At 41.2% G+C, this 13778-nt stretch carries 7 protein-coding genes and 1 pseudogene; 2 read left to right on the forward strand and 6 right to left on the reverse strand.

Going from position 1 to position 13778, the window contains the following annotated elements:
• Positions 1-9: 9 nt before the first annotated feature.
• A complete protein-coding gene (locus AC21OG_RS09185) occupies positions 10-1773 on the reverse strand; it encodes a hypothetical protein (protein ID WP_487377851.1) in 1764 nt (587 codons plus the stop codon).
• A 150-nt stretch (positions 1774-1923) separates the two neighbouring features.
• Positions 1924-3704, reverse strand: a pseudogene (gene dnaQ / locus AC21OG_RS09190) (DNA polymerase III subunit epsilon).
• Between the two features lie 333 nt (positions 3705-4037).
• Here dnaQ and AC21OG_RS09195 point away from each other — a divergent pair.
• Together AC21OG_RS09195 and AC21OG_RS09200 are read left to right on the forward strand one after the other, a co-directional pair.
• Entirely contained in the window at positions 4038-4622 is a 585-nt protein-coding gene (locus tag AC21OG_RS09195) for a hypothetical protein (RefSeq protein WP_487377850.1), read from the forward strand.
• A 118-nt stretch (positions 4623-4740) separates the two neighbouring features.
• Complete coding sequence (locus AC21OG_RS09200; RefSeq protein ID WP_487377849.1) at positions 4741-5046, forward strand: hypothetical protein; 306 nt, start codon at positions 4741-4743, stop codon at positions 5044-5046.
• A 132-nt stretch (positions 5047-5178) separates the two neighbouring features.
• Here AC21OG_RS09200 and AC21OG_RS09205 read toward each other — a convergent pair whose 3' ends face one another.
• From AC21OG_RS09205 to AC21OG_RS09220, 4 genes are all read right to left on the reverse strand, one after another.
• A complete protein-coding gene (locus tag AC21OG_RS09205) occupies positions 5179-6942 on the reverse strand; it encodes an efflux transporter outer membrane subunit (RefSeq protein WP_487377848.1) in 1764 nt (587 codons plus the stop codon).
• Between the two features lie 56 nt (positions 6943-6998).
• Positions 6999-10232, reverse strand: a complete 3234-nt coding sequence (locus tag AC21OG_RS09210) for an efflux RND transporter permease subunit (RefSeq protein WP_487377847.1) — start codon at positions 10230-10232, stop codon at positions 6999-7001.
• Positions 10233-10261: 29 nt separating this feature from the next.
• Complete coding sequence (locus tag AC21OG_RS09215) at positions 10262-11683, reverse strand: efflux RND transporter periplasmic adaptor subunit (protein ID WP_487377846.1); 1422 nt, start codon at positions 11681-11683, stop codon at positions 10262-10264.
• A 562-nt stretch (positions 11684-12245) separates the two neighbouring features.
• Complete coding sequence (locus AC21OG_RS09220; RefSeq protein ID WP_486546826.1) at positions 12246-13175, reverse strand: polyprenyl synthetase family protein; 930 nt, start codon at positions 13173-13175, stop codon at positions 12246-12248.
• Between the last annotated feature and the right edge of the window lie 603 nt (positions 13176-13778).

Consider the following 13778-nt stretch of genomic DNA (forward strand, 5'->3'; position numbering starts at 1 on the left):
TAAAGTTGTTTAGGCGCTTTTTAAAAGATTGTATAAGCTGGTATTACCAACATACAACGCATGCTTGCTAAGCGGATGCTGCTTTTGTCGTGCACTCAACTGATGATCAACAGCGAGTAAAATATCAGCTACTTTGGAAAATTGAACATGGGTTTTTTCGTCTTTGTGCAGTAGACCGTTTTCATCAAAACTAAGACTGGCGCTAAGATGCGATGATAACCGTCTGATAATATTGGCAGCATCGGTCATCTCTAAAAACCTTAAGGTTCCTGCAATCTGACTCAATACTTGAGGGATATTATTTAGGATGTCGTCGTGCATAAAGGCTTCATTTTGCACATCTTCGTCCACATGCGTTAAATCAAAGCTATCTAAATAGTCACTGGCGCTACGTTCAAGTTGTTTGATTAAATTACGGATTTCAATCATGAGATGTTGATACGCAGTATCAAGTTGGTAAATTGAGAGACTATCATTCGTCAACTCCCAAGCTTCAGCGCCTGGAGTATGCGATTTTGCTAAGGTGATAGCCGCGTTTTCGGCGACCATAAGATGCGCTAAAAGCTGATCTAAATCCTCTGAATTTGGATGCTGCCAATTAGCAACGATAGCAGCGCTTTTACTAAGTATTTCCGCAGATTGTGATAAGTCTAGTAGTGAAAAAGTAGACGACAGCGCATTAAGTTTGTTTGAAATAGAGCTAAAATCGAGTTTTGAGGATAGCTGTTCAGTACGGTCTTCATCAGAAGTATGATTTACCAAACCATTGACGTCGGATTTGATAGCGTCAATCTCGTATTGGATCAAGTCATTCAAGGTAGTGACTATTTCTTGATCAGGTCCAAACATAAAACGTTTGAAGTCTATTAGCTGAGAGTCATCAAGTTGATTATCATTCAGTTGCTTCTTTACTTGCGCTGCCAGTTCATGGTCTTGTAAACAGGCAAAGCTCACTAAATCAGCGAAGCGACTGTCATCTGCTGGCAAGTAGTTATGAAATTGCTGATCTAAGAAAATAAATATACGCTTATGTTTTTCATCAAGAGGTAATAGCTTCTGTAGGTCTTTAGTGGCTGCTTCAGCGGCATGCCAAAATAAAGCGTCAGATTCTTTTGCAATGATCGAACAGGCTTGATGCATCGCTTTAATCTTGAGTAGGTCGGACTCACTTACCTGATTGGTTGGAGCAGATAGAGCCACAGCCAGACCAGCTCTATACGCAGTTGCTAATAAACTACTGTCTAAATCTAAGCTTGAAAGGGGTTGAAAGTTGCGAGTAGGGTTGGCTAGGGTAATATAAGTAAAATCATGGGCAACCAGTTCAGTTTGGTCTAACTCTTTTTGACCAAGCGTTGTTTTCATTTGATTAATAACGGGTAGGAGTAAGGAGGGCTCTAAAGTCTCTTGCAATAATACAAACTCAATATAACGTGACAGCGTCATAACCCCTTGTGAAATACTTAAAATAAGTTTTTCATCCCTATTATTACCGCTATCATAAAGATGCTGCATACTGACCGCCAACACTTCTGCTAAATCACTTGCACCAGATAGAGAAATTAAGGTCAACACGTTTGCCAATTGGTTGAGCATAGCGACTGAGTCAAGTAGTAGCGGGGCTTGCTCATTGTCATCATTAAACTCACTTAAATGTTTTTCAGCATTGTCCAAGGTAACCATTATTTCTGGGCGCAGCAAATACAGTGAAGATAAATCAAAGTTAGTGACGCTGATCGCCTGTGGTGTAGTACTGTTTTGAGCTACTGAGATCATAGGAGTTACCAAGTTATAATGAACCGAGGATTAAATTAAATGATATAGGTAAACGTCAATTTATTAACGTACTTTAATTAGATAGTGTTCACTGTATTATAATCGAGACTATCAATCAATTTATAAATAATCTCAATAAAATTGTGTAATTTAAGACGCAACAAACAAATCTTGCGCTAAATTGATAGTGTTAAATGGCAAGTCACCGTCACTATGAAGTTTTATAGCCTGTTTTTGCAAAATTAAATTAGGCGCTTCATTGGTTTGATAAAAGCAAGTTATACCTTGATTTTTAGCTACATTAGGGTATTTTTTAACTATTTTTGCAACCCAGTTTAAATGATCCTCGTAGGAAGCTTGGGCTGTCAAGATTTTACTAGCCAAGTGACTAAAATCAGTATGTGATCCCGCACCCTCAGTCTGAATGTCTTCGTCAATAGCGAGGGCTACCTGACCACCGGTCATGGCCAAATATACTTCAGCTAGGATTTCGGAGTCGAGTAAAGCGCCATGGAACGTACGGTCCATTTTTCCGACGTTCAAACGACGTACCAAAGCATCCAAAGTGTTCTTTTGTCCTGGATACTGCTGCTTTGCTAATACTAATGAGTCGGTGACTTTGATCTGATCAGCAAAGCCTTTTAAACCAACTTTATCAAACTCCATGCTTAAGAAGCTAATATCAAATGGGGCATTGTGGGCGATAACTTCTGCACCCAGCATGAAGTCATAAAGCTTTTGCGCGACTTTATCGAAGGTAGGCTTATCTGCTAAAAAAGCCTCGGAGATACCATGTATTCGAATGGCTTCCTCATCCATGCCTCTTTCAGGATTGATATAAACATGCAGTTTTTCACCGGTGAACTTACGATCTACCAGCTCAATGATACCTACCTCGATAATACGATCTCCCTTGAGTGCATCAAGACCAGTCGTTTCGGTATCCATAATTAGCTGGCGACCTGACTCTCCTTTGTTAATAGGATCTGGCAATAAAGGCTTAAAATGAGGATTTGCTCGGCTGGTATCGCCATCAAATTCAATGTCAGTCTCTATACCTGACGCGACACCCCTTTCAGTTGTCTCATTAACAGTTGGTTTGGCAGTCGATGGTAGAGTGTTGTCTAATTCTGAGTCTTCTTCAGGCGACAAGTCATTAAATCCTAAAGGATCATCAAGGAGCCAGTCATTGGAGTGGTTAGCAGTATTTTCCATAGTATCCATGCTTTGCAAATTTTGCTGAATTTCAATAGTAGCTCTATTTTCAGAATGCTTTGAGACTAGAGGTTCAGTCGCTATATTGGGTTGAGATTGTGAGTCAGAGTCAATTAAAGGGTCAGAATCTGATTGAATAGATGACGGTTCTTTATTAAGATCAATGTCTGATTCTGATAAATTATTTAGTTTTTTTTTAAACTTAAATCATGACTTATTGGCGTGTCGTTGGCTGTTGGCTCATCAATTTTGCCCCCCTCGGATGTGGACAATATACCTCTATTGGCAAGTTCATCTGCTTTTTCATTTCCTTCATGGCCGGCATGACCTTTTACCCAGTGCCAACTCACATTTCGACCTTGTCGTAAGTCATCTAATCGTTGCCATAACTCTTGGTTTTTAACGGGCTTATTCGATGACGTTTTCCAGCCTTTCTTTTTCCAGCTATCAATCCATGAGGTGATACCATTTTTAACATAGCTTGAGTCGGTCCATATTTCTAAATGGTCGTCATCTGAGCTTTTCTCAAGTGCCATAATAGCACCCATTAGCTCCATCTTATTATTGGTAGTTAGGGTCTCACCACCAAAAAATTCATGATGTTGACCATCACTGCTGACCAAAAGGGTGCCCCAACCACCTGGGCCGGGATTACCTTTACAAGCACCGTCTGTAAAGGCAAGAGTGGTATTGGGTTTGGGGTGTAGAACGGACATAAAAGCTCGCTTTTGCAATAGTCTGTCGTTAATTGTACTAGTATAGCAAATAATAGCATGATAATTTAGATTGCTTATACGTAACGGACTTCTATATATAATGAATAAGATCGCCCTTTAGCAAATCAATTTTGTTAAAATAGAGGCTTGGTAATACGCTAAGCTAAACTAGAGTGATTGCCACTTACAAATGAATGACACTACAAATGATACTACAAATAAATGTCACTTAAATAAGTAAGTCACTCATATAAACGGTCTGATTATTAACATTGAGTGTCAGGCTCACATGGTTCGACACCATCTAATCTAACTACTGAATGGATAACACTATTGAAAAAATTCAACGTAACAAACTTCGCCTTAGCCATCATGCTCACTGGAGCAAGTCTTAGCGTAACAAGCTGTAAAGATGCTAGCCGGACGCCAACAGATCTGGCCGAACTAAAATCTGGGAATCTTAACTCGGTCGAGGTGATACAACAACACGCTGCCTTATTTTCGGGCTGTTATACAGTCAGTCAAGATGAACCTGCACAAATTAAAGTAAGCCTGAAGCAAGATAAATTAGTCATGCAAATGAAAGAGCCTAAGTCTGCGAAGCGGGTGTGGGATGACCCTGAGCCGTTAGAGCCTATGGGACTTGAACAAGTTCCTGAGTATTTTTCAATTGATGACCATAATATCTCCGCGATGGTCGGTCGCCCTGATCGTTTATTCGTGTTGGCTCATGTCAAACAAGCTTATGCCAATATCAATCCGTTATTAGACAGCCCGTATCTTGGTTATATTAAGCAAGGCTCAAATACGATTTATAAAGTAGCGTGTGATGACACTCCGATTGGGGAGCCGAGTCAAGACCCACATCAAAACTCTGAAAGTCTTAGCAACATAGTGATTAAAACTGCAGAGCTGTGAAGTCAGTACACTATAAAAGACTGCTCGAATAGAAATGATACGCTTGATACTGAAAAACCTTAGAACCTGCTCTGCTAAAACTCTATAAGTCAGGTAAACCATAAATAGGAAGCAATAAATGGGATTTTTAAATTACTTACTGATGGGTGCTTTGGCTTATGCCGCTGGCTGGGCGGTAAGAATATACTATCTTGAAAATGGACCAAAACCCGAGCAGCCCTATAACTTAAAGCATCCTAAAGTATTGACCTGTTTGGCGATATTTTTTGTTATTATGATGGTAATATCTGCCTCAATCGGTAGGTTTCTCATGGGTCATGACAGTCTAGATATCGCTTTTATCATCGTCAATAGCTTAGTGGCAACTTTTGTATTTTCTTTTGGCTTAAGTCCAGATCATGTTAAACATGAGTTACCGGATTAGATGAGGGTATTACAATAATATGGTTTGTATGTCCTATACTGTATGATAACTTTTAAAACGCAGCGATGCTAATCATCTCTCATAAAAATATGGCGCTAGTTAATAGCGCCATATTTTTTAGTCGACACAGAGTTATTGGGGTGTCGGTACTAATAAGCCATATTTATTTGGTGTTGGGTTAAGACCTTGCGGAGTAGGTGACGATTTCTCCTCAGTTGAATTATTTACTGGGATATACTCATCACTGTTACGATCTTCTTCTTCCATCTGTCTAGGTTCAATTTGCTTTAAGGGCTGACCGTTATTAGTATCACGGCTGTCAGTGGTACTGTTCTCTAGATAATACGATTGTGCTGGCGTCAAGATAGTTGGGCCAGTATTTACGTGTACGGCTCTTGCTGAGTCATTAGCATTAGCTTTATTATCAAGTACATTGACCAGGTTACGATGCTGCGACTCAGGTAGAGCTATAGGATCAAGATTGACACCTCCGCCTAAGGCTTGATATAGCTCAATTTGATTATTCAGTTTTTCTTGTTCTAAAGCTAATAAAGATTGTTGCGTAGAGAATAAAGAGCGCTCAGCATCTAATACTGCCAAGTAATCATCGACTTGAGCTTTGTAGCGCGCATTAGAGATATCCAGTAGGCCCTGATAATAGTCTTGTAAACGATATTGAGAAGCCAATCTTTGATCTAAGGTTGCCCGATCCACTAATGCATCATTGACTTCTCTGAATGCAGACTCAACTGTACTTTCATAATTTGCCACTGCTTGATCACGTTCAATTTGAGCCACTTGATAGTTGGCATCACGTTGCCCAGCGTCAAACAAAGGTAAACTTATGGATGGACCAAAGGACCAACTTGCAGCGCTGGACTTAAAGAGGTCTGATAGGTCATTACTTCGATAGCCTAAGTTACCCGTCAAACTAATACTAGGATAGTAAGCAGCACGCGCCACTTCGATATTTGCCCCTGCTGCTTTAAGCTGATGTTCAGCTTGCAACACATCGGGACGGTAGCGTAATAACTCACTTGGAACACCCGCGCTAAGGACTTGACTTGAGGTAATGGAAGTGACGGCTGGCGATGGCAACATATCCTCTGTGATTGGCGCACCTACAAGGTATTTAAGGGCATTTCGCGCTTTTAAGACATTGCTTTGAGCGTTTGAAGCGGCAATACGAGCGGTTTCCAACGAAGCGGCGGCTTGAAGCGAAGGAGCTTTTGAGTCAATGCCAGCGTTAAGCCGAGCTTGCGTGATTTGAAGTGCTTTTTCACGAGTTTGTAATGTTCCCACGGCAAGCTCAAGTTGCTTTAGTTGATAACTATAGTTGACATAGCTCTTTGCAATATTTGCAATCAAGCTGACTTGCGCTGTATCTTTGGCCGCAGATGTCGCAAGATAACTTTGTAACGCCTGCTCTTTTAAGCTTGCAATCTTACCCCAAAAGTCAAGCTCGTAGCTTGCTAGCCCCAATCCTACATTATAGCTATCACTAGGGTTTCTATCTTGCACATTGTTAGCACCACGTGAGTAACCGCCATTAAGTCCAACGTTGGGCGCATCATTGCTGTCAGTGATTCGATACTGAGCTTGTGCTTTTTGAATGGCTAATACCGCTTGTTTAACATCCTTATTATTATTCAGACCCAACTGTATTAAGGCTTTTAACTTCGGATCTGTATAAAAGCTCTGCCAACCAACACCTGCTAATGAAGAGGGCATTTGAACATCACCATATAATTCATACCCATCACCAGGATTTAAAGGAATATTGGGACGAGCTACTGCTGGGTTGCTTTGAGACGTTGGGATACTTTGACAAGCACTAAGTGCAACTGCTAAAGCAGATAATCCGACCAGACGTGACCATTGTTTACTCGTGTTCATAGAAGGTGCACTCGCGTTTCGATTATTTTTAGTCATCTGTAAAAGTGAAGAGGTCCTCATTGAGTATTGTCTCCAAAATTCGATGGGGTAGTGGTGACGACAGCGCCGTTCTGCTCGGGTAGTGATGTCCCTTTGTCTAGATTTTTCGGGTTACTATGAGAGTCACCATCGCCAGAATTATTTATTTTGAATATAGAGCGGACCCAAACATAGAACATCGGAATAAAGAAAATACCTAAAAAGGTCGCTGTTAATACGCCGCCAACGACACTAGTACCAATGGCATTTTGACTACCAGCGCCTGGCCCTGTCGCTAAGTATAAAGGAACAACACCAAATCCGAAGGCAAGTGACGTCATAATGATAGGACGCAACCGCTGCCTTGCGGCTGTCATTACCGCTTCTCGTAAGGTGTAGCCTTCTTCTTGGTGATCTTTGGCAAACTCAATAATTAAGATTGCGTTCTTAGCGGACAAGCCTACCACGGTGAGTAAGCCTACCTGCAAGTATATATCATTTGCAAAGTCTCTAAACCAAGTGAATAAAACAGCACCTAATACCCCTAATGGTACCACTAATAGCACAGCAAATGGTATAGACCAGCTTTCGTATAATGCGGCTAAACATAAGAACACAACTAAAATTGAAAGGGCATATAGTATAGGGGCTTGAGCACCTGATTTTTGCTCTTCAAGGGACATACCTGTCCATTCTAGTCCAACACCTTCTGGAAGTTGATTGACCATTTCCTCCATAGCCGCCATGGCCTCTCCAGTACTTAAACCTGGAGCTGCATTACCTTGAATATTCATAGATGGCAAGCTGTTATAGCGGTTTAATTGAGGGGAGGCATATGCCCACTCGCTGCTTGAGAATGCATCAAAAGATATCATTTGACCAGAGTCATTACGCACATACCACTTATTGATATCTTCAGGATTGGTACGACTATCAGGTTCGCCTTGTACAAATACCCGCTTAATACGACCTCTATCTACGAAATCATTAACGTAAGCTGAGCCCCACGCTGTCGAAATAACGCTGTTTATAGACGACAGTGATAATCCATAAGCAGCGGCTTGTTCTTGATCAATATTTACTTTTAATTGAGGGGCATCTTCTTGACCGTTCGGGCGAACCCCAGTGACTTGATCACTTTGGGCCGCCATACCAATAAGCTGATTTCGTGCGGCAAGTAGCCCTTCATGACCGATATTACCAACGTCCTGTAGCATCATGTCAAAACCACTGGCATTGCCAAGCTCGGTAATTGCTGGGGGTACGATAGCAAACACCTGCGCTTCATTAATCTGGTTGAAAAAATAGCCCATCGCTCTTTTGGCGACAGCTTGCGCAGAGTTTTCAGCTCCTGTACGGTTTTCCCAATCGGATAATCGGATAAAGGCAAGTCCCATATTTTGACCTTGACCTGCAAAGCTAAATCCTGCAATAGTAAACACCGCATCGACATTATCCGGCTCTTCGCTGTCATAATAGCCTCGGACTTTATCCAATACTTGTTGGGTGTCATCTAAGGTTGAACCTGCAGGAAGTTGAACGAGGGTAATCATAATCCCTTGGTCTTCTTCAGGTAAAAATGAGCCGGGAATTCGCAGAAATATAGCAGACATTAGACCAATAATGGCCAGATAACCTAGTAAATACAACCATTTAACGTTGATGCTTTTACCAATAAAGCTTTCGTATGAATGACTTAATTTTTCAAACGAGCGATTGAACCACCCGAAGAAACCCGTTCTTTTATGAGTTTTATCATGGTTTTTATTACGTTTTAATAAAGTCACACACAACGCAGGGGTAAAGACTAACGCTACGATAGCAGACAGTACCATACTTGTGATTAGGGTAATGGAGAACTGACGATAAATAACCCCTGTTGAGCCACCAAAGAATGCCATGGGTACAAATACAGCGGATAAAATCAAGGCGATACCAATAACCACTTTACTGATCTCACCCATAGATTTAATGGTGGCATCTTTGACGGATATCTCTGGATATTCCTCTAAGATACGTTCTACGTTTTCCACCACAACAATGGCATCATCGACCAAAAGACCAATGGAGAGAACCATGGCAAACATGGTCAAAACGTTTATGCTAAAGCCTGCCATATAAAGTACGGCAAAAGTACCTAACAAGACAACGGGTACGGCCAAGGTTGGGATAAGGGTTGCTCGCCAATTCTGTAGGAATAAAAACATCACCACGAATACTAACGCGATCGCCTCTATAAGCGTTTGCACAACCTGCTCAATGGACAGCTTCACAAATGGCGTCGTGTCATAAGGGACGACCGTTGTCAATCCAGGTGGGAAGTTCGCTTCCAGTTGCGCCATACGCTCACCAACTAGGGTTCTGGTCTCAAGAGCGTTAGACCCTGGCGCCAGTGAAATACCAAGACCGGCTGATTCTTTACCATTATATAGCGCATTGGTACTATAATTTTCACTACCAAGCTCTACTTTTGCCACATCGCCAACTCGAACCTGAGCACCAGAACTGTCCGTTTTCAGTAAGATATTACTAAACTCTTCAGGCGTTTGTAGATAACTTTGAACAGTAACCGTGGCACTGATCACCTGTTCTTCACTGTTTGCGGGCGCCTGACCTAGCTGTCCTGCTGATACCTGAGTATTTTGCGCACGAATGGCATTGACCACATCGCTAGGCACAAGGTTATAGCTACGTAGACGCGCCGGATCGAGCCAAATGCGCATGGCATAAGAAGACCCAAATAAGCGCACCTCACCCACACCTTCTACACGGCTAATTTGATCAACAATGTTGGAGGCGACATAGTCCGCGATATCTACCCGATCCATACTGCCATCTTCAGAAATAAAGGCCTGTACCATCAAAAAACTACTGGAAGATTTGTTGACATTAACCCCTTGCCGCTGAACGGGCTCAGGTAGTGAACTCATCGCCGATTGCAGCTTGTTTTGAACTTGAACTTGGGCGGTATCAGGATCTGTACCATTCTCAAACGTTAAGGTTACCGAACCACTGCCATTTGAAGAGCTTGTTGAGGACATATACATCAGTCCGTCAAGCCCTTTCATACGCTGTTCAATAACTTGAACGACTGTGTCTTCAACGGTTTGGGCATTGGCGCCCGGATAGTTGGCACTGACATTAATAGTTGGGGGTGCAATACGTGGATATTGCTCGATGGGTAAGTTAATAACCGAAATCACACCGACTAGCATGATTAAAATTGCAATCACCCAAGCAAAAATAGGGCGGTTAATAAAAAATCGTGACATGATTATTTCCTAGTCTGCCTATTTTTGAGTTAGTTTGCGTTTTGAGTTTCAGCTGATTGTGACGCTTTAGGAGGTGCAACAGGACCTTGTCCTTTTGGCATCGCTGATCTAGGTGCTATAGGGCCTTGAGCTGGACCGGCATTAGAACCTTTTGCGGCATTGTTAGCACCGTTACTCAATGTCGGTTGATAGGGTTTACTGACAACTTCTTGTTCAGGCTTAACTTTAGAGCCACCGATAATGACCACATTCTCGCCTGACAGTAAGCCATCAGTGACGATCCAATTGCCTTGATAAGTGCCATTTACCGTAACATTTCGGGTTTCAATTTTATTGTCTTCATTGACAATATATACTTGAGTGTCACCTTTTGGCGTACGAATCATTGCACTTTGTGGCAGCAAGACGGCGTTATTGACAACCCCTTGTATTAAGCGTGCCTGCACATACATCCCAGGCAATAGGGTTTGGTTGTCATTTTTGAATATCGCACGTAACGTCACAGAACCAGTTGATTCGTCAACTTTTGCCTCTGCTAATGACAACTGACCAATAACAGGGTAAGTGCTACCATCTTCTAATACCAACTGAACCTTACTTGAGCCGGGCTGAAGCTCACCCTTTGCTTGCTGCTGTTTAAGCTTTAGCAGATCTGATGACGACTGGCTAATATCAACATAAATGGGATTTATCTTAGAAATAGTCACCAAAGGCTCGGCTTGATTGGCATTAACCAGTGCGCCAGCGGTGACATTAGAGCGTTCTGTCATGCCATCAATAGGTGCCCTCACTATGGTACGACTGATATCTAACTCACTACTGGTTAACTGAGCGCGCGCTGTGTCGACTGCAGCTTGTGCACTACCTATATTAGCTTGAGCCTGTTGGGCGGCTGCTTGGGAGCTTGCCAGAGCAGCAGCGGCTGTTTTGACACGGGTATCCGCTTGCTGAACTTGTTGCTCAGAGATGGCATTTAAGTCTAATAGAGGACGGATACGATTTAGATCCGCTATCGCTTGCTCATACTCAGCCTCACGAGATTTAATGTTAGCAACGGCATTGTTATAACTGGCTTTAGCAGTCTCAACATTTGCAATGGCTTGTTTAACCGCTGCTTGGTTGGCATACTCATTAGACTGGTAATTTTCTGGGCTTATTTTGTAAAGAGGCTGTCCTTTTTGCACCATACTGCCTTGTTTATATCTGATCTCCTCGATGACACCCGTAATTTGAGGTCTTATATCAGCAACTTCATACGCTGCTGTACGCCCTGAAAACTCTTGCACTAAAGGCACAGATTGAAAGGTGACTGGCATAACATTCACGACAGCTGGCGGCATTTTCTGCTGCTCTGAGGCTTGTTGCGAGTCATTATTTCTGTTATCACAGCCTGCTATAAATAGGCTTGATACAGCCAAACTAACAGCGATAAAAAGAGGAGTGTGTTTCATGAAAAAACCTTATTTATGGGTCATCACAAGCATTAATTAACAGCGTAATAAGTAGGATGCGGATTGCTGATTAGAAAGATTAACCATATACCAAATCTTAAAATTAACCTATCAATAATTTAACTTATCAATAAAGGCGAGTGCGGACAGGGAGACGACTACAAACGCTACTAATGATACTCTCAATAAGTCCGAAACAGAGAGGTAATTTTATCGAAAAGGTAATACAAATATGAGTACTTTAGCAATGTAATAGTTATTGCTTGTTTTATAATTGTAAAATTCAATATTTAAAAAATAATTTCATATTCTATTTTTAAATATTGATAGAAGAACTTTTAATAGAAGAATTTAAAGCTATTATATATTACAAGTGTAAAATATAACAATTAGAAATATAACTTTCTTATTGATGCTTTCATCGCCTCGATACTTTTTAAGAAACGTTAGGTGACAGTCGTTAGATAGAAATAGGGCTTAAATAAAAAGAGACACATTTTATGTGTCTCTTTTTTATTTCTGTATCTCTTTTTTAATACTAAACTATCTACAAACTAAACGGTTAGGCCAAACGGGAGCTGGCAAGCTCAGTTAGTTGCCACAGACCTTGACTATAAATATTTTCAGGTAATTGTTTTAAGGCATGTTGAGCCAAACGTGTCTCTTCTAAAGCACGTTCACGACAATACTCTAATGCTCCAGACTCTTGAACCAGCTTGATGAGTTCATCAGGATTCTCTACTTTGCCTGTCTGTACGGCAATTCTTAAAGTGTTATATTTTGCCTCATCTTTTTCTTTATATAACTGTAGAGCAATAATGGTAGGTAAAGTTGGCTTTCCTTCAGCAAGATCGTCCCCAAGATTCTTACCCATCACCTCACTATCACCACTGTAGTCAAGAACATCGTCAATAATTTGAAAGGCATTACCAAAGTGTTGACCAAAGTCGCTAAAGGGCTGCATAAACTCAGGACGATCTTGTAAAATGGCGACCCCACAAGTTGCCATCATAAACAAGCGAGAGGTTTTGCCATCAATGATACGCATATAATCATCTTCAGTGGCCTCAGGGTTGTGCTGATGTTGTAACTGCAATACCTCACCTTCAGCAATATCACAGGTACCGTCAGAGAACAGCTTCAATAAGGGTAAGCTTTGAAAGCCTACCAATAAGTTAAAAGCGCGCGCTATCAGATAGTCACCTACCAACACGGCCGTTGGATTGTCCCACGTTGCATTAGCAGTAGGACGTCCACGCCGTAGACCTGACTCGTCTATCACATCATCATGCACTAATGTCGCAGTGTGTAGCATCTCTGTAATCGCTGCTAAATGCATCGCATTCTGCGACTGCTCATCCACACATAAGCGTGAACAAAGCAAGGTAATGAGAGGTCGCATACGTTTGCCGCCAGCGTTAATAACATGTTGAGACACATTCATGACCAACTGAACTTTTGAGTTTAAGCTACCAAAAACCTGCTTATCCATAATCTCAAAGTCATTGGCAATAATTTGTTGTATATCGGAATAGGTTAGTGTAGCAGTAGGGGAGGAGCTATTGGTATTATGACTGCTATGGTCTTTGTAATTTATATCATTAGTGCTAGTAGTATTATTACTGGTACTACGATTTGAGGACATATCGGTATTTAATGAGGTCATATTATTATCAACTAAAATTAAAATAATTGAAAAGCTGTATGTTATGGCAGATTATAAAGCTTTATAAAATTAGGTATGCTTATTTAAGGATTAAACTCATGAGTGCAACCTAATTGGATTTAACAGATAAAGGTTATTTACCAGATAAGGTTTTGTAAGGCCAATGATGAGTATTGAACAGGGCAGCCAACTAAGTCAACCTTTATATGAACTGACTTTTTTAAATGAACTGTAAGCTGAATAATAACATAGCCTTAATTTGCAATCATCCCTTGCAATTTATTGAATAAATGCGTAGAATTCCGTCTTCATATTCAAAGCTAATGACAATGAGTTAAATGCTATTACAATAGAGGTGATTTTCTCTATTAACAGTATTCAATTGTTTGATGGCTATTTTTCTGTAACTTTCCCTGTCGTGACCGTTGA

The organism is Psychrobacter sp. CX5, assembly GCF_057621535.2.

Excerpts from the sequence above, each read along its gene's own strand:
- AC21OG_RS09185 (WP_487377851.1), bottom strand. The coding sequence starts at position 1,773 with ATGATCTCAGTAGCTCAAAACAGTACTACACCACAGGCGATCAGCGTC.
- AC21OG_RS09200 (WP_487377849.1), top strand. The coding sequence starts at position 4,741 with ATGGGATTTTTAAATTACTTACTGATGGGTGCTTTGGCTTATGCCGCT.
- AC21OG_RS09205 (WP_487377848.1), bottom strand. The coding sequence starts at position 6,942 with ATGAACACGAGTAAACAATGGTCACGTCTGGTCGGATTATCTGCTTTA.
- AC21OG_RS09210 (WP_487377847.1), bottom strand. The coding sequence starts at position 10,232 with ATGTCACGATTTTTTATTAACCGCCCTATTTTTGCTTGGGTGATTGCA.
- AC21OG_RS09215 (WP_487377846.1), bottom strand. The coding sequence starts at position 11,683 with ATGAAACACACTCCTCTTTTTATCGCTGTTAGTTTGGCTGTATCAAGC.
- AC21OG_RS09220 (WP_486546826.1), bottom strand. The coding sequence starts at position 13,175 with ATGGATAAGCAGGTTTTTGGTAGCTTAAACTCAAAAGTTCAGTTGGTC.